Source organism: Dyadobacter sp. (assembly GCF_017744695.1).
In the GTDB taxonomy this organism is placed as follows: Bacteria; Bacteroidota; Bacteroidia; order Cytophagales; family Spirosomataceae; genus Dyadobacter.
In genome coordinates this window covers 33,884-53,729 of the sequence record NZ_JAGIAS010000009.1, presented here as the reverse complement: position 1 = coordinate 53,729, position 19,846 = coordinate 33,884, and the positions used below count along the sequence as shown (strand labels likewise).

Annotated in this window: 16 protein-coding genes; 14 read left to right on the top strand and 2 right to left on the bottom strand. The window is 48.4% G+C overall.

Annotated elements, in window-relative coordinates; translation table 11 throughout:
• Positions 1 to 57 precede the first annotated feature (57 nt).
• From J7619_RS27020 to rfbD, 12 genes are all read left to right on the top strand, one after another.
• Positions 58 to 1,128, top strand: coding sequence for an O-antigen ligase (locus J7619_RS27020; RefSeq protein ID WP_291206458.1), 1,071 nt, complete (start codon positions 58 to 60; stop codon positions 1,126 to 1,128).
• A gap of 20 nt (positions 1,129 to 1,148) precedes the next feature.
• Positions 1,149 to 2,078, top strand: a complete 930-nt coding sequence (locus J7619_RS27015) for a glycosyltransferase family 2 protein (RefSeq protein WP_291206455.1) — start codon at positions 1,149 to 1,151, stop codon at positions 2,076 to 2,078.
• 23 nt (positions 2,079 to 2,101) lie between these two features.
• Positions 2,102 to 3,184, top strand: a complete 1,083-nt coding sequence (locus tag J7619_RS27010) for an acyltransferase (RefSeq protein ID WP_291206452.1) — start codon at positions 2,102 to 2,104, stop codon at positions 3,182 to 3,184.
• Positions 3,185 to 3,199: 15 nt separating this feature from the next.
• Positions 3,200 to 4,270, top strand: a complete 1,071-nt coding sequence (locus J7619_RS27005) for a glycoside hydrolase family 99-like domain-containing protein (protein WP_291206449.1) — start codon at positions 3,200 to 3,202, stop codon at positions 4,268 to 4,270.
• Between the two features lie 16 nt (positions 4,271 to 4,286).
• Complete coding sequence (locus tag J7619_RS27000) at positions 4,287 to 5,402, top strand: glycosyltransferase family 1 protein (protein ID WP_291206446.1); 1,116 nt, start codon at positions 4,287 to 4,289, stop codon at positions 5,400 to 5,402.
• Between the two features lie 12 nt (positions 5,403 to 5,414).
• Positions 5,415 to 6,539, top strand: a complete 1,125-nt coding sequence (locus J7619_RS26995; protein WP_291206443.1) for a DUF1972 domain-containing protein — start codon at positions 5,415 to 5,417, stop codon at positions 6,537 to 6,539.
• Positions 6,511 to 7,059: a dTDP-4-dehydrorhamnose 3,5-epimerase gene (gene rfbC, locus J7619_RS26990; RefSeq protein WP_291206440.1), complete on the top strand. Its 549-nt coding sequence runs from the start codon at positions 6,511 to 6,513 to the stop codon at positions 7,057 to 7,059. Before J7619_RS26995 ends, rfbC begins: the two co-directional genes overlap by 29 nt.
• Before the next feature lie 39 nt (positions 7,060 to 7,098).
• Entirely contained in the window at positions 7,099 to 8,154 is a 1,056-nt protein-coding gene (gene rfbB / locus J7619_RS26985; RefSeq protein ID WP_291206437.1) for a dTDP-glucose 4,6-dehydratase, read from the top strand.
• A gap of 39 nt (positions 8,155 to 8,193) precedes the next feature.
• The gene (gene rfbA, locus J7619_RS26980) at positions 8,194 to 9,075 is read left to right on the top strand and encodes a glucose-1-phosphate thymidylyltransferase RfbA (RefSeq protein ID WP_291206434.1); all 882 of its coding nucleotides are present in this window, start codon (positions 8,194 to 8,196) and stop codon (positions 9,073 to 9,075) included.
• A gap of 339 nt (positions 9,076 to 9,414) precedes the next feature.
• Complete coding sequence (locus J7619_RS26975) at positions 9,415 to 10,785, top strand: sugar transferase (protein ID WP_291206431.1); 1,371 nt, start codon at positions 9,415 to 9,417, stop codon at positions 10,783 to 10,785.
• Positions 10,786 to 10,965: 180 nt separating this feature from the next.
• Positions 10,966 to 11,946, top strand: a complete 981-nt coding sequence (locus J7619_RS26970) for a T9SS type A sorting domain-containing protein (RefSeq protein ID WP_291206429.1) — start codon at positions 10,966 to 10,968, stop codon at positions 11,944 to 11,946.
• 59 nt (positions 11,947 to 12,005) lie between these two features.
• The gene (gene rfbD / locus J7619_RS26965) at positions 12,006 to 12,872 is read left to right on the top strand and encodes a dTDP-4-dehydrorhamnose reductase (RefSeq protein WP_291206426.1); all 867 of its coding nucleotides are present in this window, start codon (positions 12,006 to 12,008) and stop codon (positions 12,870 to 12,872) included.
• Positions 12,873 to 12,876: 4 nt separating this feature from the next.
• Here the strand turns inward: rfbD and J7619_RS26960 are convergent, their stop codons facing one another.
• Together J7619_RS26960 and J7619_RS26955 are read right to left on the bottom strand one after the other, a co-directional pair.
• Entirely contained in the window at positions 12,877 to 15,717 is a 2,841-nt protein-coding gene (locus tag J7619_RS26960; protein WP_291206423.1) for an alpha-L-rhamnosidase, read from the bottom strand.
• A gap of 19 nt (positions 15,718 to 15,736) precedes the next feature.
• Complete coding sequence (locus J7619_RS26955) at positions 15,737 to 17,494, bottom strand: alpha-L-rhamnosidase C-terminal domain-containing protein (protein ID WP_291206420.1); 1,758 nt, start codon at positions 17,492 to 17,494, stop codon at positions 15,737 to 15,739.
• A gap of 223 nt (positions 17,495 to 17,717) precedes the next feature.
• Here J7619_RS26955 and J7619_RS26950 point away from each other — a divergent pair, with 223 nt between their 5' ends.
• Both J7619_RS26950 and J7619_RS26945 read left to right on the top strand, forming a co-directional pair.
• Entirely contained in the window at positions 17,718 to 17,861 is a 144-nt protein-coding gene (locus tag J7619_RS26950; RefSeq protein ID WP_012779664.1) for a hypothetical protein, read from the top strand.
• Entirely contained in the window at positions 17,858 to 19,570 is a 1,713-nt protein-coding gene (locus J7619_RS26945; protein ID WP_291206415.1) for a sodium:solute symporter, read from the top strand. Before J7619_RS26950 ends, J7619_RS26945 begins: the two co-directional genes overlap by 4 nt.
• The last annotated feature ends 276 nt before the right edge of the window (positions 19,571 to 19,846 follow it).

Genomic DNA, 19,846 nt, shown 5'->3' with positions numbered 1-19,846 from the left:
ATATTATTAATCATGCTATTGTCGGCCATAGCTTCGCTTGGTGAGAAATATTTTTCAATGAACGTCAACATTGTCCTTTCGTTCGCATTCGACTATTTTCTCCCATCATTGCTGATATGGGCATTTATTTCGAATAATGCCGATATGCGGGTTGCAACTAAGTATATCAACATTTCATTCGGGTTCGTCATACTCTATGGCCTTATTACCCATTTTACGCACGTCAATCCCGTAGTAGATTTTTTCAAGTACAACAACCCTTTTCCTAACTCCAAAATCGTTTTCGCGGATTTTTCCGAAAAGATCAGGGGTAATGTCACCGGACGTTTGCAGGCATACTACCCGAATGCCATTCTGTATGGTGGTGTAGTGGCACTTCACCTGGTTTTCTGCCTCCTTTACTTAAAACCTGATAAAGGATTGGCTTTCAAGAAGAGTAAGTTAATGACGATCATAACAATTCTTGCTTGTATTTTGAGTCTGTTCCTGATCAACTCGCGATCTTCGTTGGTCTGTCTATTCGCTTCACTTTTTGTAATTATCCTTCTGGGAAGGCTTAAACAGTCTCTTCAGATCGTATTTCTTGGTGCCAGCACAACCTTGATCGTACTTACCTTGTTCAGCGAATTGCTTGCGGATTATTTGCCTACTGTTAACAACATTTTCACGCTGGGAAAAGAGGGAAACGTTTCCGGAAGTAGTTTGGAAATGCGGTACACCCAGTTGCTCAGTGCCCTGCAAATCTATTCCAAAAAGCCTGTTCTGGGTTGGGGATTCAACTATATACAATATCTCCTGGAAGCTGGTCGTACAGGGGACCTTCTCGGGGCCGAAAGTATCGTCTTCCAGGTCCTCATCAGCGGCGGTATTCTCGGAGCAGCAGCGTACCTCTTTATGTTTTCCGCAGCGTACAGCAAACTTTTGAGCCGCTACAGAAAAGTCAACCGGTATACCGGCATGATAGGCGTGTCGCTCTTCACAGGCTATCTGGCATTTGCCCTTCTTACCGGTGATCAGGGCTTGATGAAATTCATGCTCATTTACCTGGCTTTGATCTTCAAGCAGCTGGATATTGAATACTCCGCCAGAAGGCAAGCTCCCAAAAGCCTGTCAAACCTTTCAAACTAATAGTAAAAACGGAAACTCCTATGCATACAAATCCCTTAATATGTATTATCATCCTGAATTGGAATGGCTATCAGGTTACAAAGGATTGTATTGAATCCCTAGATAATATTACATACACAAACTACAAACTAATACTGGTCGACAACGGATCGGCAGATGGCTCAGTGGAATCGTTGAAACGCGATTTCCCGAATCACCCGCATCTGGATATTCTGCCACTAGACAAAAACTACGGGTTTACCGGAGGAAATAACAAGGGAATACTGTATGCAAAAGAAAAGTACGCCCCTGAGTATTATCTGTTGCTGAATAATGATACCACAGTTGACCCAACGTTCCTGAATGTGATGCAGCAACAGTTCGCCGCCAATCCGCGCTGTTTTGCTGTGGTCCCCAAAATTTTTTACTATGACCGTCCACAGGTTCTGTGGTACGCCGGTGGTGGAATTTCCCGGCTGACAGGAGTCGTTGAACATTACGGAATCAACAAAACGGATTCTCCAAAATTTAACGATTCCAAGTCTATCGATTTCATGAACGGATGTTCGGCATTGATATCCGCCAGGGCTATTGAAGAAATAGGAATTCTGGACGAGCGTTTTTTTGCCAATTCCGAGGATGCCGATTATAGCCTGCGAATTCTGAAATCGGGTCACCAGATCATATATGCCGCAGATGCCATTGTTTATCACAAGGTCAGCTACTCTTTCAAGTCGAATAAAGGTAAGTGGTTCACCTTTTACATGGCAACAAGGAATCTCATATTGCTGCAAAAGAAACACCTGCCTTTGATAATGTTACCCGTATTCTATTCTGCTTTCGCCATGAGATGGATGTTCTATCTTACATTAAAACTGACATATCTGAAAGACAGCCGATCGTTAAAGGGAATTTACCTGGGTTTTATAGACGGATCTCTCAACAGGAAAAATATCCGAACAAGTCTCTAATCATACATTAAGGTCAAATAGCAATGCGTCACCGACTCGAGTTTTTGGACTTCTTAAGGTTTGTCGCCGCCTTCGCGGTTCTGTTGCAGCATGGCGGAGAAAAACTCTCACCATTCTTCCGAGAAATAAGTTATAATTACTTTCAATTCGGTGTTTTTGGTGTCACTGTGTTCTTCCTTTGCAGCGGGTTTATCATACCTGTGTCACTTGAAAAGCACGGTTCACTCAAGAAGTTCTGGATTGGCCGGATATTTCGCTTGTTCCCGTTGTATTACGTCAGCCTGATAGCCACATTGGCCCTGATCAGTTTAGGATTGATGGCGGATCCTTTTCCGTCTTTGAAAGTAATCCTTTGGAATACAACCATGCTGATGCGCCTGGTAGGACAACCATGCATACTCGGTCTGTACTGGACGCTTTCTCTGGAAATGGTCTTTTACCTGATCGTTTCAGGCTTGTTTATTTTGCGTATGCTCAGTAAAACCGTGGTTATCGCTGTCGGCGCTCTCCTATTTTGCTTCGCATTCGGCGTTATAGCAGTTAAGGTATTGCATTTTGCCGAAAAGGGTTGGGGAACCGCTTTCTATCTAGCGACCATGTTTACCGGGTCAGTGATCTTCAAACATTACGACAAGAAAATTTCAACCCGCACATTACTGACGATTCTGGGATTGGCTATGTGCATTCTGGTCGCAAACACGTACGCTAACCTGTACGGGAGACCAAACAACCCGGAAGACCTTGGCATTTTCTCGTTTGTGCCAGTAACATCTGCATTGGTGTCCGCGTACCTGCTCTTCATGCTGGGATATTTCTTTCGTAATAAAAGTTTCAATCCGGTCTTTTTAAGGCTGGGTGTAGTGAGTTATTCACTTTATCTGACACAAGGCCTGATCTTCAAAACCGTTCCTCAAATTCCTGGTCAGCCCGTTCTGACCTTCGTCATGTGGATCGCCCTCATTGTCGGGATATCGTTCATAACCTACAGATATATTGAGTATCCATTCCTTCAATTGGGAAAAACACTTACGAGCAAAAAACAAACTCCCATACCTGGAATACTTGCAAGCTCTGAAGCAGGTGTAAACGCCCGAAACGAAAAATAATCCGCCTATTAACGAATGAGAATACTGGCAATCATATTATTACAACTGATGATAGCTGGCCCCACGTTCGGTCAGACCAACAACCGGCAAAAGCCGCTGGTTGGTGCTTACTATTTCGGGGGATGGACTGCCGGATCGAAACATATCACTCAAAAACTGACCGGATCTTTCGCTGATCGCAAACCCGTCTGGGGCTGGAACTCCGATTCAAAAAAAGCGATCGATCAACAAATACTGGCGGCGTCCGATGCAGGTCTGGATTTCTTTTCCTTTTGCTGGTATTTTTCAACCCAGAAAAGCGGTGAAGCGGATTCACTGAATGCTGCGCTCCGGTACTTTCAAGAGTCAGTAAACAAGTCAAAACTCAGGTACTGCCTACTGGTTTCAAATCATTATGGCTTTGAGATTTCACCGGACTCCTGGGCCGTCTTTCAGGAGCGCATTCTTGCCGACATCAAGCAAGACAACTATTTACAGGTGGACGGCGCACCACTTTTAATATTCCTTTCCGCCGGCACGCTACTCAAAAATTTCGGGTCGGCTGAGTCAATTAAATCCGCTCTCTCCAGTTTGAGGGAAGCAGCCAAAGGCCGGGGGTTGCCCGGTCTGAAAATTGCACTCTGCTCGTCTGACGACCGTTACACGCTTTCTCTGGCGGGGCAATGCGGATTTGATTTCATTACCGGCTACAACTACCACAATATAAACCAAGCCGGTCGCAGGACACAGCCAGTAAATAACCTGGTGGCATATGAAACCAGAACATGGGAAAGAATCACTCAATTATCCGAAATTCCTTACTTCCCCGCTGTCACCCTCAATTGGGACCCAAGACCATGGACCAATTCCCGCGCGAAGGCCGATACCACTGCATACTTTACGGGCTTCTCTGCCAACTCGGTATACGAGTCGATGAAGAATTGTCGTACCTGGTTAAGGAAACATGCCAATGACGGTAAGGTATACCCGATCATTATGATTTATGCATGGAACGAGCTCGGCGAGGGTAGTTATCTCGTCCCCACAAGCGATGGCCACGACAGGCTTAAAAGTCTCAAAAGATCACTCAACGTTAATGTACGCTAGCAATCGACCTATTACTATGAATAGCTTAAAGATTTTTGTCGACGGACATGTATTCGATAAGGAGCATCAGGGCACCAAAACTTTTATCAGGGAGCTCTATAAGCAGCTTATCGACCGCCCTGATATCGAGATTTTCATAGCTGCTCAAAATACCGACACTTTGCAGGAAGAGTTTGGTAAAAGAAGTAACTTATCTTTCATCAAGTATCGTTCAAAATCGCCATTACTGCGCTTGTCGTTGGAACTTCCGTATATTCTTAAGAAGATTAGGCCGGACTATGCGCATTTCCAGTACGTGGTTCCACCAATAAAGTTCTGCAAGTATATTGTCACGACGCACGACCTGTTATTCAAGGATTTTCCCGGTGAATTCCCCTTGTCTTACAGGTTATCAAAGGACTTCCTGTTTAAGAATTCTATTAAAATATCGGACGTCATTACCACAGTATCAGAATACTCACGGGAAGCCATCAGCCGACACTACGGGCTGAACATATCCGACATTTCAGTAATTCCGAACGGGGTTGGCTCGCTCTACTTTGAACCTTACGATAAACGGATATCAAAGCAAAAAATTCAAAGCCGGTTTGGTGTGAAAGACTACATATTGTACGTCAGCAGGATCGAACCCAGGAAACAACAGAAGCTGCTTATTTCTGCATATCTTGACTTGAAACTCTACAATCGCGGCATCTCCCTTGTATTCATCGGGCATGAATCCATTGTTGATCCTGAATTTAACAACCTTATCAATTCTGTTCCTGAAGATTACAGACCGCTCGTCAAGATTCTCAAGAATATTTCGGACGAAGACCTGATGGAGTTTTACAGAGCTGCGGAGTTGTTCGTTTACCCCTCATCTGCCGAAGGATTTGGCATTCCGCCACTGGAATCCGCGGCGCTGAAAATCCCGACGATCTCAACCAATGCCACTGCCATGCAAGACTTCACTTTCTTTGATTCCTTCCACGTCAACGCCGACCGTGAATCTATCACGCAAGCCGTAAAACGATTTATCGAAGATAAGGATGCTATTTCTTCAAATGATCTCTCAAATATACAGGCCCAGATACGGCAGAAATATTCCTGGAAAACATCGGCGGAAAGGCTGGTTTCTCTTCTCAAAAAGTAGATACTAAAAATCATGAAAATAGCAATCATAGGCACAAGGGGAATCCCTAACCACTACGGTGGTTTCGAACAGTTCGCCGAGTACCTGGCGAAGGGGCTGGTGGAACGCGGCCATGACATCACGGTGTACAACTCCCATACCCATCCCTATCAAAAGTCGGAATGGAACGGGGTGAAAATTGTGCACTGCAATGACCCGGAAGACAAATGGGGTACGGTGGGACAGTTCGCGTATGATTTAAACTGCATCCTTCACACACGGTCCCAAAACTTCGACATCATCTTACAGTTGGGATATACCAGCAGCACGATCTGGGGTTGGCTCCTGCCCCGGCGCAAGTCGATCGTTACAACGAATATGGACGGGCTGGAATGGAAGCGTACGAAATATTCCAAGCCGGTTAGGTCCTTTTTGAAATGGGCTGAATACCTGGGAACCGTTTACAGCGATCACTGGATTGCCGACTCATTGGGTATTCAAAGCTACCTGACGAAGAAGTATAACATCACCTCCACTTACATTCCATACGGCGCATTCCCTTTTGAAGATGCCGATAGTAACGTTCTGGATCCATACCGGTTGACGGAGTACGCTTACAACATGCTTATAGCCCGTCTGGAACCTGAAAATAATGTGGATGTAATTCTGGAAGGGGTTTCAAAAGCGAAGCAAAAGCTGCCATTCCTCGTCGTAGGCAAGCATGCAACCAAATACGGTGAATACCTCAAAGCCAAATACAAAGACTTTGAACACATCAGGTTCGTTGGCGGAATTTATGATATCAATGCCCTGAACAACCTGCGTTACTTCTCGAATATTTACTTCCACGGGCATTCAGTAGGTGGAACAAACCCTTCCCTGCTCGAAGCAATGGCGTCACAGACATTAATCTGCGCAAACGAGAACGAGTTCAACTCGACGATCCTGGAAAATGACGCACTCTATTTCAGAAATGCGGAGGATGTGCAGAAGTGCATCGATACTGTGCGGAAACAGCAACATCTCTCAATGGTTGAAAATAACCTGCATAAAATCAAGCATATATACGAGTGGAATAAGATCATAGACCAGTACGAAAATCATTTCAAAACCATTTACTCAACGCAACATGAAGTTCAACAAAACATCCCTTCCTGATGTGCTGCTGATTACTCCCTCGATCTACGGGGATGACCGCGGTCACTTTTTTGAATCGTTTAACAGCGAAGTGTGGAAAGCCCAGGGCTTGACCAGCGAGTTTGTTCAGGACAATCAATCCTTTTCCAAAAAAGGGGTAATAAGAGGCTTGCATTTCCAAAATGCTCCCCATGCGCAAGGCAAACTTGTACGAGTGATCGCAGGTAAGGTACTCGACGTGGCAGTGGACCTGCGACAAGACTCCCCTACCTTTGGTAAGTATGAACTATTTGAATTGGATGCCGAAAAAGGCAATATGGTGTACATTCCAGAGGGTTTCGCGCATGGTTTCACAGCGCTGGAAGACAGTATTTTCCAATACAAGTGCACCGGTCTCTACAATAAATCAGCCGAAGGTGGTCTCCGTTGGAACGATCCTACCCTTGCTATCCCATGGGGAATCGAAAATCCTATCGTTTCTGAAAAGGACCAGATACTTCCGCTTTTCGAGGAGGTGTTCAAGACAGTATTCAAAGGCTGATTACACTCCTGTTTGTAATAAAAAAAATTTGAACGAATTATGAAAAAGATACTCATCACCGGCGGTGCTGGTTTTATCGGATCACACGTGGTTCGCCGCTTCGTAACAACGTACCCCGAATACCATATCTTCAACCTCGATGCTCTGACTTATGCGGGCAATCTCGAAAACCTGCGTGATATCGAAAACAGCGCCAACTACACCTTCGTGAAAGGCGACATCGTGGACGCGGCATTCCTTGGCGAGCTTTTCTCGGAACATGATTTCTACGGAGTTATTCACCTTGCAGCCGAGTCGCATGTAGACCGGTCGATTACCGACCCAATGGCGTTCGTGATGACCAATGTAATCGGGACAGCTAATTTGCTGAACGCGGCAAAAAAAAGCTGGAAAGACAACCTCGAGGAGCATTTGTTTTATCATGTCTCTACCGACGAGGTCTACGGCGAACTTCACGACCCGAACGAATTCTTCCTGGAAACTACTAAATATGACCCAAGGTCACCATACAGCGCGTCGAAAGCGTCTTCGGATCACCTTGTAAGGGCATATCACAACACCTACAAAATGCCGGCGGTGATTTCCAACTGTTCCAACAACTACGGCCCCAACCACTTCCCCGAGAAGCTTATTCCATTGATGATCAACAATATCCTCAATGATAAGCCGCTACCTGTTTACGGTAAGGGTGAAAACATACGTGACTGGCTGTTCGTGGAAGACCACGCCCGAGCGATCGACGTTATTTTCCATAAAGGCGCGAATGGCGAGACCTACAATATCGGCGGGCACAATGAATGGAAAAACATCGATCTCGTGAAGTTGCTTTGCAAGATCATGGATGAAAAACTTGATCGTCCCGAAGGCACATCCGACCGGCTTATCCATTATGTTACCGACCGCGCCGGCCATGACTTGCGTTATGCGATCGATGCGACGAAACTAAAAACAGAGCTTGGATGGGTACCTTCGCTACAATTTGCGGAGGGATTGGAGAAAACCGTCAACTGGTATCTCGCCAACCAGGGGTGGCTCGATAACATTACATCGGGTGCGTACAGCCACTACTACGAAGAAATGTACGACGGCCGTTGATTGATCAACGCGCGATAACTTTAAACTCGACGATTACAAATGAAAGGAATTATTCTCGCAGGCGGCTCCGGCACGCGCCTGCACCCTCTGACACTCGCGGTTAGCAAGCAGCTTATGCCGGTTTACGACAAACCGATGATCTATTATCCGCTTTCCATCCTGATGTTGGCAGGTATAAGCGAGATACTGATCATTTCCACTCCGCACGATCTACCGCATTTTCAAAAGCTTTTGGGAGACGGAAGCCGCATCGGCTGTAAATTCAGCTACGCCGTACAACCAAGTCCGGATGGACTTGCCCAAGCCTTTATCATCGGCGAAGAATTCATCGGAGATGACAAGGTTGCCCTGATATTAGGAGACAATATTTTTTACGGCTCCGGGCTCTCCAAACTGTTGCAGGCTAACAACGATCCCGAAGGTGGCGTGATCTTTGCCTATCAGGTCCACGATCCGGAGCGGTACGGCGTGGTGGAATTCGATCCATCTTTCAAGGCATTGTCCATCGAAGAAAAACCGGCAATTCCTAAATCAAATTACGCGGTACCGGGCTTGTACTTCTACGATAATGACGTGATTGAAATCGCCAAGTCGATCAAGCCTTCTCCGAGGGGTGAATATGAGATTACAGATGTCAACAGAGTCTATCTGGAGTCCGGCAAATTGAAGGTCGGTGTGCTGGACCGCGGTACGGCATGGCTTGATACCGGGACATTCGAGTCGCTGATGCACGCCGGACAATTTGTACAGGTTATCGAAGACCGCCAGGGTCTTAAAATAGGTTGCATTGAAGAAGTTGCCTATCGAATGGGCTTCATTACGGCGGAGCAACTGACGGAAATTGCGCAGCCGCTTGTGAAAAGCGGCTATGGCAAATACCTGCTTCGGTTATTGCCGAGCGGTGCCGAGCTAGCCGTTTAAAGCATGATAGAACGACGGGGTGGAATATTACTGTATTTGAGCATCATTTCTTCCGTATAAAAGGTTTAAAGAAAATTGAATATTAACAGTACTATTCCACCTAGTTCTATTATTTTTCAAACATAATCTACTGATTACTCGCACTTTGTAGTAATAGTATGGATCGATGATTTTGAATTAAAAGGGAAAAAGCGTAAACTTGTTACGTACCATCGAATGCCTCTTATATGGGGCTGGCAGGTCGGAACTGAACTCTGAATATTTTCAGCACCGATGGCCAGATTAACCCGAAAAGGAGTTGGTATCCAGGCAAGCATTATACTCAACGTTATAAAACTTATGAAAAATCACTATCCTGGGCTACTGCCTAAGGCTCACCTCTGGACGGACGTCGCGCTCCTAAATCTATCGTTCTTCTTTGCCTATATCTTCCGTTTTGATAACGGGATCACCACGCTTTTCGAAAATCAGTATGTAAACCTGCTCCTGGTTGCAAACCTGGTCTGGATTTTTACGATCTACGTTTTTAAAACTTACCGCTTCACCCGGCTATCTTACCATTTCAATACGCAGCTTGCGAGCTTTTTGAAAGCGGTGACAGTGCATGGTGCGGTGATGATGGCATTCCTTTACCTTAGCAAGCAGGGAGAAGAGTATTCGCGCTATCAGTTTTTGATGACCTACGTAATGTTCATCTCGCTATCGACAGCGTCGAGGGCCGCAGCCGTGCTTTTTTTGAAAATTTACCGACAGGCTGGTTACAACTATAACCGGTACGGGATCGTGGGTAAGGGCGACCTTGCTGCGCTCATCCGCGAATTCTATGCAGAACGTAAAGAACTAGGCTACCGGTTTTCCGGATCAATCGATCCTTCTTCGGAAAAAAATCCCATAGAATCGCTCGAAGCGATGGTGAAAGAAAAGCAGCTGGATTACCTGTATTGCTGCCTTTCGGAGATGAATGACGAGCAGGTGAAGGAAGTGATCCGCATGGGTGAGCGCCAACGGACGCACATTCGCCTGGTACCCGACTTCCGTGGCTTTATGACCAATATGGCCACGATCGAATACCACGACATGTACCCGATCATCGAGATCAACACCAAGCCGTTTTCAAGCCTGAACGAACAGACTGTTAAGCGTGCATTCGATTTGATATTCTCCACGATCGTGATGATCCTCGGCGCGCCGGTGTTCTTCCTGGTGTGGGCAGCGATCAAGATCACTTCACCCGGGCCTGTGTTCTTCAAGCAGCAACGTTCGGGGCGTTGGGGCGAGTTGTTCTACATCTACAAGTTCCGTAGTATGAGAGTGGATGCGGATAAAATGGGATTGCAACACTCCAAAGGTGACGACGATCCACGCATTACACCAATAGGCCGTATCCTGCGTAAGTCGCGCCTTGATGAGCTGCCACAGTTTATCAATGTGTTGAAAGGTGAAATGTCGGTGGTAGGTCCGCGCCCCTTGTACAAATATGACGTGGACATGCTCATGGAAGCAGCTCCCCACGACTTCCAGCGCCTTTTGACGGTCAAACCCGGCATTACTTCAATCGGACAGATCAATGTAGGCTATGCCGATACGGTTGCCAAGAACGTCGAGCGCCTCAAATATGACCTTCAATACCTGAAATCTTACAGCGTATTTGACGATGTTCAGCTGATTTTCAGAACGGTTCAAGTAATGGTACTTGGACGCGGTCAGTAGCATTTATCTTACAGTATCCACAACATTAATGCACTACAAAAGGCGCCTTGAGTGCCTTTTGTACTTCCTACACAATCCCTTTCATCACTTTTCGCAGGGCACACTTTTTTATGTGTAGTATAAATTCTATTTTTACGTAACAAAAAGTGTTATATACACATAGAATTTATAAAAGAAACGATGAGAAGGGTTTTACGTATTTTAGCACTCTTATGCGTGCTGCTGACCGGAATGGACAGCCTGCATGCGCAAAGGCGGAGGATATTTACCGACCGCCTGGCATTCGGGAAAGTTACTTATCCCAGCACTGCCGTTGTCACCGCCAATACGGTCGATGGCTATGTGAAGGTTACCGGTAGTAACCGCTTTGTCTTTCCCACCAGCGATAATTCCGTATACCGTCCCTTTGCGGCCAGCGCAGACGGCACCACCGGGGCCTATTTTTCAGCAAATCCGGCGATAGGCATTACATCAAGCCATAAGGGGGGCAATTATCCCCCACTTCCTACCGGTGCCCCGTTTTCGGCCACAAGCAAGGATGCCAATGTCGGCAAGATTTCAACGCAGGAATATTGGGATATTAACGGCGCAACCGCTACGAAAATCACGCTATCATGGCACCTGGAAAGCGGCATGTCCACACTGGCGCCGAGCGGGAATCTGAGCAAGGTTTATATCATCGGCTGGAATGGCTCCAAATGGGTAAAAGTCCCGTCCACAGTAGACCCGGTGTCGCTGTTTGGCGGTACCAGTTACATTAGCGCTGGATCGATGACGACCAACGCGGCCATTGTTCCGAACACTTACCTGGCTTACACATTCGGGGCGGATCTTTCCTCAACACGTGAAATGGCGCCGGGCGCCGACAGCGCATTGGTCTCATCAGATGGTACGGAAATACTGAAACCGCAGAACAATTCGCTTGACGAAATGCATACAGCGGTATACCCCAACCCGGCGCGCGACAGGATTTTTGTTCGCAACAGCAAAAGCATTAAGCAAATGTCAGTTGTCGACATGAGCGGCCGGAGCATTATATCAGTCAACCGGAACTACGAGCGTGGCATCGATGTGAACAGTCTTCCCGCCGGCGTCTATCTTGTAAATATCCAAGACGATAAGGGCAAAACCACTTCCCGAAAAATAATAATCAACAAATAATACCTGCTTCCCTGAGGCATTCTTTAAATTTGCAAAGAACGCATTTGAACAAATACTCAATGAGAATAGTCGTATTAGGAGCCTCAGGTCAGCTGGGAAGCTGCCTTAAAAAAAACTCAACGGAACGTAACATTACCGACATTTCCTTCCCTTCGGAAGAAAACGCCAACATCCTCGACAAGGATCTGCTCGACAAGCTTTTTACGGCTGAAAAACCGCAGTTCGTCATTAACTGCGCGGCATACACAGCTGTCGACAAGGCAGAGGACGACGTGGACACTTGCCGGAAAGTCAATCGCGACGGCGCTGCTTATATCGCCGAAGTATGTAAAAAACACCAGGCAACGCTGATCCACATTTCGACGGACTTCGTTTTCAAAGGCGATATTCCCAAACTGCTCACCGAAACCGATCCGGCCGAGCCTGAAAATATATACGGACTAACCAAGCTGGAAGGCGAATCGGCTATCAGCGAGATTTTGCCCGAGCATTTCACCATCCGCACCAGCTGGTTGTATTCCGAATTCGGTAACAACTTTGTCAAAACCATGCTGCGCCTCGGTCGCGAACGCGAGCAATTGGGCGTGATCATCGACCAGATAGGCTCTCCTACCTATGCGATCGATCTGGCCAATGTGATCCTGGATATTACCGAATCCGGCAGCACGGCCTACGGCATTTACCATTACAGCAATGAAGGCGTTACTTCGTGGTATGATTTCGCCAAAGCGGTTTTTGACCTGAGCGAAACGACCGTGAAGCTCAATCCGGTTAAAACTTCGGAATATGTCACGCGCGCGGTCCGCCCGGCCTATTCGGTGATGGACAAGTCTAAAATCAAAAGCGCTTTTGGCATTGCCATTCCTTACTGGCGTGACAGTCTCGGCGTTTGTATCGACCGGTTGGTAAACGAAACGGTGAGCTAGTTGCTCACCTTTCCACCGTAAATTCATAACTGCCCGAGCCAGCCTCGACAACCGTGCAGCTATCTCTTCTCCCAAGGTTTTTTACCGGCGCGGAGGAGGATAGCTGCTTTCCATTCACGAGCAGCTGCGTATTCTCGCCTGCGGGTACATATATATGCGCGAGCGTGTTCACAGGCACTGTCACCTTCATGGTCAGTTTACCGTCAGCCTTGTTCCATTCGGAGGCGATGATGCCATTAATTGTGCGCAGCGAAGCTTTTAAATGATTGATCCCATCCCTCCCCATACTATCGGGCGCGATTTCGGGGCGGATATCAAACGTCTCGAATCCGGGTTTGGTCATCACAATCCCTGCCGCATTGCCAAACATCCATTCGCACACGGCTCCGAACGCGTAATGACTGAACGAGTTCATGGCCGCATTGTATTTAAAGCCGTCCTCTTTGGTGAAGCTATCCCACCGCTCCCAAATAGTTGTAGAGCCATTTTCAACCTCAAATCCCCAGGATGGGAATGCTTTGCTCAGAAATAATTTATAGGCAAGATCCGAATGGCCCGTGGCCGAAAGCGCTGGAAGCAGCGGCTTGGCGCCCAGAAAACCCGTACCGAGCTTATCACCATTCTCTTTCAATAGCTCCGTAAGATAGGTTCCCGCTTTGGTGCGGTCCGCCGGGGCGATAATATCCATGTAAATAGCATTAGCGTAAGCTGTCTGGGTATGCCCTGTAAAACCCAGGGAACCGTCGACATAACCTGCTCCATTGCCATAAGCCTTCTGGTCGCATTTGAAACGCCCCTGTTGATCCACATAATGCCCGCGGATCGCGTCCCGTACTTTCCTTCCCGTTTCGGCAAACCGCTGCTGATCTTTTGCATTCCCGATCGCTGCCGCCATTTCGGCCATCAGATCCGCGCAATAGGCGTAGTAAAAAGAGGCGAGCATATCCGGCGGGGTTTTCTTGCCAAATGAGAGCCAATCCCCAAAGCCGCCTTTCGGATTGATATCGGCAAATGCATTCTCTTTAAAAAGATAGGCGCCCTTGCTTCTTACGTCAAGAAAATCCATGAACTGCACCATATCGGCCCAGCCATTGCGGATCATGCGGGTATCGCCGTAGGTCTGGTAAATCTGGTACGGACAGATAATGCCCGCCTCCATCCAGCCCGGGGAGAAAGTATCGGTTTTGCGCAGGTTCGGACGCGGCGCGTAGAGCGGATAGGCGCCATTTTCATATTGCCCGTCATTCAGATCGACCACCCATTTGGTGAAAAACGAGGCCACATCCCGATTGAATGTCGCTGATTTCACGTACACCTGCGCATCGCCCGTCCAGCCTATACGCTCATCGCGCTGCGGGCAATCGGTAGGGATATCCACATAATTGGCCCGCTGCGTCCAATCGATATTGCTGTAAAGCTGGTTGACCATCGCATTGTCGGTCTGGAATGTTCCGACTTTCGGCGTGTCCGAGCCGATGACCAATCCCAGTAGCGTTTGGTCTGTGGGCGCTTCTCTGAGCCCTGTCACCTCGACATACTGAAATCCGTGGAATGTAAACTTGGGCTCCCAGGTCTCATCCGCAGGATCCCCTTTTAATATGTAGGTATCAGTAGCCCGGGCCATTCTCAGGTTTTCGGTCATCAACCGGCCATCGGGATAAAGCTTTTCGCCAAAACGCAGGCGAACCGTATCACCGGCCCGGCCTTTTACGTGCAGCCTGACAATGCCCGCGTAGTTCTGCCCCATATCAAAAATGTAAGCGCCATTCCCGCGGTCTTTCCGGCTCACGACTTGCAGCGTCTGGGTGATTTTCACCGGCGGGCCGGGATAGACCTGAATTTCACGCTCCACTTTATCTGCAAATACCTGGGGGTTCTTCCATCGGGAGTCATCAAAACCAGCCATGTTCCATCCGGTTTGCTCCAAACGTGCATCATAAGTTTCGCCATTGAGCAAATCCGATTCAAGTAGCGCTCCCTGGTTGGCTTTCCAGGTCTGGTCAGTCACGAAAGTTTCTGTTTTCCCATCTGCATACTCGACTTCTAATTGCGCTTTCAGCGAAGGAACCTTCCCGTAAAACGCGCGTACCACCGGGTTTTTGACCAATAATGAATAGCCTAGATAACCCGCATACCAACCGTAGGATAACTGCGAAGCCAGCGCGTTTCTACCGGCTTTCAAATCGGCAGTCACATCGTAGGTCTGATAGTAGACGCGCTTGTCGTAATCCGTCCAGCCGGGAGTCAGAAACGCATCACCCGCTTTTTTTCCATTAATAGTAAACTCATACAGGCCCAGTGCCGTAACATATAGCCGTGCTTTCTTAATCCCATTACGGATCGTTACCTCCTTTCTCAGGTATGGAGCAGGTGGCAGATGATACACTTTACCCCTGCCCAAACGGTCCAGGTCTAGCCCAATCCATTGCCCTTTCCACTCCGATTTACCAAGCAACCCCATCTCCCATTGCGACGGCTTACTCCATTCTCCTGCTAGACCATTTTTGTCCCAGCTCCTGACCTTCCAATAGCAAACCTTGCGCGACGCGAGTGGTTTTCCCGCATACTCGACCTGCGCAGTGCTCCTGCCGGCTGTCTTTCCTGAATTCCACAAATCAGCATCCTTCTCGGTAAGTTTTTCGATTGAGGAAGCAACCAGGATCTGATAGGCTGTCTGCACCTGATTGTTTTCAACCGCTGACAGCTCCCAGCTCAGGCGTGGGCGAAGGGCATCTGTCACCGGTGATTCTTTGTATTCGCAGCGAAGGTAGCCAGGCACCAGCCCCTTTGCGCTTGCCATAAGGGTACCTAATACCAGCATAGCTGAGAGCATATTTTTTTTCATAAAAAAAGCGAATTAAATCTTAACGCAGCACTTTCACACCCTTCGGTGCATCAATTTTGGACTTGACAGTGCCATCAGCCTGTTTTTCATGGCGGATTTTCACCACGCCCAGCGGTGTCGGGTAAGTCCCTTCTACCCATTGCAAATCGCCCAGGTTAGGCTGAATGCGGATGGTTTTGCAGCCCGCTTCGACGATGCTCACCCCCAGCACATGCTCGGAAAGCCAGGAAGTAGGCCCTGAGGCCCAGCCGTGGCAGAGGCTGTGGCGAAGCTTTTTGTAGCAATAGGCGCCAAAATCCCCGTGAATGTCGTCTTTCCCATCCGGCACAAGCTCATCGATCGGTGCGGCGTTTTTGGTCCAGGCCAGATCGAAATCCTCCCAAAAGGTGGTAGCGCCCATGTCGAGCATGCCGCCCCAATAATTGCGGATGCAGTTCAGCGCGCCGGTATAGTCCTTCGCTTTGGCCTTGGCCTGCAACATATAATAGCCATAGAATGTCGAAAAACGCTCGCAATCGCCCACGGCGATCACCTCTGCATTGGCCTTTTCGGCAGGCATCAGCCCAGCCAGGGCCATCAGCGCGGCGGCTTGCTTGGAACCGTTGGCGTCGGGGACGTACATTTTCATCTGCGCCGCCATGGTTTTGCAACGCGCCGCTTGCGCGGGCTCGTCCAGGATTTGGCATAGCTCGGCGCCCGCTTCGAGCGTCATGATCATCATCGCATGCAGACCTGCGTGAATGCCTTTCGGGTTTTCGCTCGATGGCCAGTCAAGGAAACGCGTTCCGTCGAGATCCTCCTTATTGTCTTTGGTTTTCTGCATGAGCTGGTCCAGCAGCGCGACAAGATATTTTTGCTGCTTGCGCAGGTATTGCAGATCACCCTGGTTTTTGTATAAATCCCGGTGAATGAGCACCCACCACATCGAATAGGCGCTAATGCCATTCATCCAGCCCGGCAGCGGCGTAATGTCCCGGGCCTGATCAAGGCTTCTGGCCACTACTTCATTCTGACCAAAAACAGTATTGATCGTCATCACCTCGGGGTGCATATCGCCCACCCACACCAGGCGGTCACGCTTGATACCGTCCCAGAGGTATTCCTGCATATTCAAATGCACCGTATAGGCGCCAGTGTTCCAGATTGTGTTCAGGCGCTGGTCGTTACTTTTAAATGAGCCCAGGTAGGGAATGTCCCGGTACTCGAAAATAGCGCGGACTTCTTTCAGTTGCAGCTCGCGACCCGGATCCACCAGGTCGATCCGGGCAAAGCGGAAACCCGAGTTGCCTACCTGCATTACACCGAGCCACGGCACCTGAATCGTAAAATCGCGCATCGCATGGTCGTTGGTCGCACCGTGAATCGTATCGATATCGGACATGGCCTCGCTGACCGACTCACCCAGGCGAATGCGGATACGGATCGGTTTCTGGTCCGCAGGCTGGTCGGTGACGATCTGAATGCCTCCTTGTATTTCTTTGCCAAAATCAAACAATATCCCCGGCGTTTCCCCCTCTTTGCTGACCAGCTTCGCGAAGTTTCTGTGAACCAGATCCGCCTGGCCGGTACCCTTCCTGAGCAAATTGGTAGGGTCTGCCACACTGGCCCCACTGCGGTCGGACATCCACACAATGCGTTTGGGAGAAAGATACTGCCTGATCCTTGAATCCCTCTGGGCATCATAACTGTTATCGAAAGCCGGAGGAAGGTCCTGCGCGGCTGCTCTGCCGGCAAGTACTGCTAGAAAAAGTAAAAGGAAGGCCAGGTAGTTTTTCACAAGTAGATCGTTTTGGTGTTCAGGATTGGAATATTGCGGGAAAATAAATAATTATTAACTAGTCAACTAGCCTGTTCTGTCCTGTCCGGCCAGTTGACGGATAGAGGTACCGTTAACGCTTCGTTAACATTTTTACATGCTAAAAGTATGTCAAAACCGTTCTACTTTTGCTTGTGGTACAATACCCGGCCATTTTTCCGTACTAAACCTTTCGACCCGAACGATGATCATAAAAGAAAATAGCTCGCAGGACCGCGACGGGCTGCCCCCATTTGTCAATAGCTGGAAACAGCTGTACATTCTGCTGATCGGCATGCTCGCATTGCAAATTGTCCTCTTCTATTTATTTATGACCCGTTTTCAATGAGCACACTCGACTGGATTGTTCTTTCGCTTACCCTCCTATTTGTAGTACTTTACGGGATCTACCGCAGCCGTGAGAAGCACACGATGGATTCGTTCCTGCTTGCCGGCCAATCCATGCCCTGGTACCATGTGACATTGTCGCTGATGGCTACCCAGGCCAGCGCGATCACCTTCCTTTCCGCTCCCGGGCAAGCCTATACCGACGGTATGCGTTTCGTCCAGTTCTACTTCGGCTTGCCGCTTGCAATGGTGGTATTGTGCGTGACTTTTGTTCCCAAATTCGGCAAGCTCAAAATATTCACCGCCTACGAATTCCTCGAAGGCCGTTTTGACCTGCGCACGCGAGCATTAACCGCATTTTTATTCCTTTTGCAGCGCGGTTTATCCACCGGACTTTCCATTTATGCCCCCTCGCTGATCCTTTCGGCCATTCTGGGCTGGGACATTACCTGGACAAACATCATTTCCGGCGGAGTAGTGATCCTGTATACGACGTTGGGCGGATCGCGGGCCGTTTCACATACGCATTTGCAGCAAATGGGCATTATCACGATCGGTATGGTCGTAGCGGGCGTGATGGTGGTAAAGTTCCTGCCCGAACAAGTGTCTTTTACCGACGCTTTGCATGTGGCAGGCAAGATGGGCAAAGTCAATCTGATCGATTTTACATTCGATTTGAATAACAGGTATAATGTCTGGTCGGGACTGATTGGCGGGTTCTTTTTGCAGCTCTCCTATTTTGGCACGGACCAATCGCAGGTCGGCCGCTTTTTGACCGGCAGCTCACAAGGCCAAAGCAAGCTCGGACTTGCAATGAATGGCCTGCTGAAAATTCCGATGCAATTCCTGATCCTTTTGGTTGGCGTACTTGTGTTCGCATTCTACCAGTTCACCACACCACCGCTATTTTTCAACCAGACGGCCGTCGACCGCGTCAAATCCAGCCCTTACGCTACTGAATATGCGGCGTTGGAAAAGCAGCATGAGCAAATCCAGGCGGTGAAACGCCCCGAGGTAATGGCGCTTACAGAGGCGATTCGCAAGGATGATCAGCAAGCGATTGCGGCGTCCCGCAGTGTTCTGGCAGGTCTGGAAGGCAAAGTAAAGGATGTGCGTAAAGAGGCCGCAGCTGTGCTCTCGAAAGCTAATGGCGGCGATACCAACGATGTGAACTACATTTTCCTGCGCTTTGTGATCGACTACCTCCCTGCGGGGATGGTGGGGCTGCTGATTGCGGTGATACTTCTGGCGTCGATGGGTTCGGTAGCTGCGGCCTATAACTCGCTGGCTTCCTGCACGATTGTCGATATTTATAAACGGATTGTCCGCAAGGACGAGAACGGCCGCAATTACGTAGCCGCCTCGCGTTGGGCGACGTTTTTCTGGGGTGTGTTCTGTATTGCCGTCGCGCAATATGCTTCACGGCTGGGAAGTATGATCGAGGCGGTCAATATCCTGGGCTCGCTGTTTTACGGGACAATACTGGGTATATTCCTGGTCGCATTCTATTTCAAAAATATCGGCAGCCGCGCGGTTTTCTGGGGAAGCATTATCGGGGAAATATTCGTGGTCGTCAGCTACGTGATCGACCTTACCGCATTTCTCTGGCTGAACCTGATCGGCTGCGTGCTGGTGATCATCTTCGCGGGGCTGATCGAAAAGGTCTGGCCGCAGCATGAAACACGCATGGAAGAAAACACTAATGCGTAATTTTTACGCATAACCAAAACCTTTGAAATGTCCTAGAACGGCACAATTCTGCTTTAAAATTACACATTTTAAAGAATTCATGGTGCGCTGCTCATTTTTTTCAAAGACATAGGAAACTATTCCCTCATTTTAATCCTTAATAAGTACAATCGGACAACGGGGAAGCTTATACGCAGCCCGATAATGTCACCGATTGTTTACAAAAACGTTCTCTAAACCTACCGGCCATGTTAACGCCACACCATCCTTTCTTTTCAGGGGTCAAAATCCTGTTTC

Coding starts and splice junctions, on each gene's coding strand:
- J7619_RS26950 (WP_012779664.1), top strand. CDS start 17,718: ATGATCATAAAAGAAAATAGCTCGCAGGACCGCGACGGGCTGCCCCCA.
- J7619_RS26945 (WP_291206415.1), top strand. CDS start 17,858: ATGAGCACACTCGACTGGATTGTTCTTTCGCTTACCCTCCTATTTGTA.
- J7619_RS27005 (WP_291206449.1), top strand. CDS start 3,200: ATGAGAATACTGGCAATCATATTATTACAACTGATGATAGCTGGCCCC.
- rfbC (WP_291206440.1), top strand. CDS start 6,511: ATGAAGTTCAACAAAACATCCCTTCCTGATGTGCTGCTGATTACTCCC.
- J7619_RS26995 (WP_291206443.1), top strand. CDS start 5,415: ATGAAAATAGCAATCATAGGCACAAGGGGAATCCCTAACCACTACGGT.
- rfbD (WP_291206426.1), top strand. CDS start 12,006: ATGAGAATAGTCGTATTAGGAGCCTCAGGTCAGCTGGGAAGCTGCCTT.
- J7619_RS27020 (WP_291206458.1), top strand. CDS start 58: ATGAACGTCAACATTGTCCTTTCGTTCGCATTCGACTATTTTCTCCCA.
- J7619_RS26975 (WP_291206431.1), top strand. CDS start 9,415: ATGAAAAATCACTATCCTGGGCTACTGCCTAAGGCTCACCTCTGGACG.
- rfbB (WP_291206437.1), top strand. CDS start 7,099: ATGAAAAAGATACTCATCACCGGCGGTGCTGGTTTTATCGGATCACAC.
- J7619_RS27010 (WP_291206452.1), top strand. CDS start 2,102: ATGCGTCACCGACTCGAGTTTTTGGACTTCTTAAGGTTTGTCGCCGCC.
- rfbA (WP_291206434.1), top strand. CDS start 8,194: ATGAAAGGAATTATTCTCGCAGGCGGCTCCGGCACGCGCCTGCACCCT.
- J7619_RS27015 (WP_291206455.1), top strand. CDS start 1,149: ATGCATACAAATCCCTTAATATGTATTATCATCCTGAATTGGAATGGC.
- J7619_RS27000 (WP_291206446.1), top strand. CDS start 4,287: ATGAATAGCTTAAAGATTTTTGTCGACGGACATGTATTCGATAAGGAG.
- J7619_RS26960 (WP_291206423.1), bottom strand. CDS start 15,717: ATGAAAAAAAATATGCTCTCAGCTATGCTGGTATTAGGTACCCTTATG.
- J7619_RS26970 (WP_291206429.1), top strand. CDS start 10,966: ATGAGAAGGGTTTTACGTATTTTAGCACTCTTATGCGTGCTGCTGACC.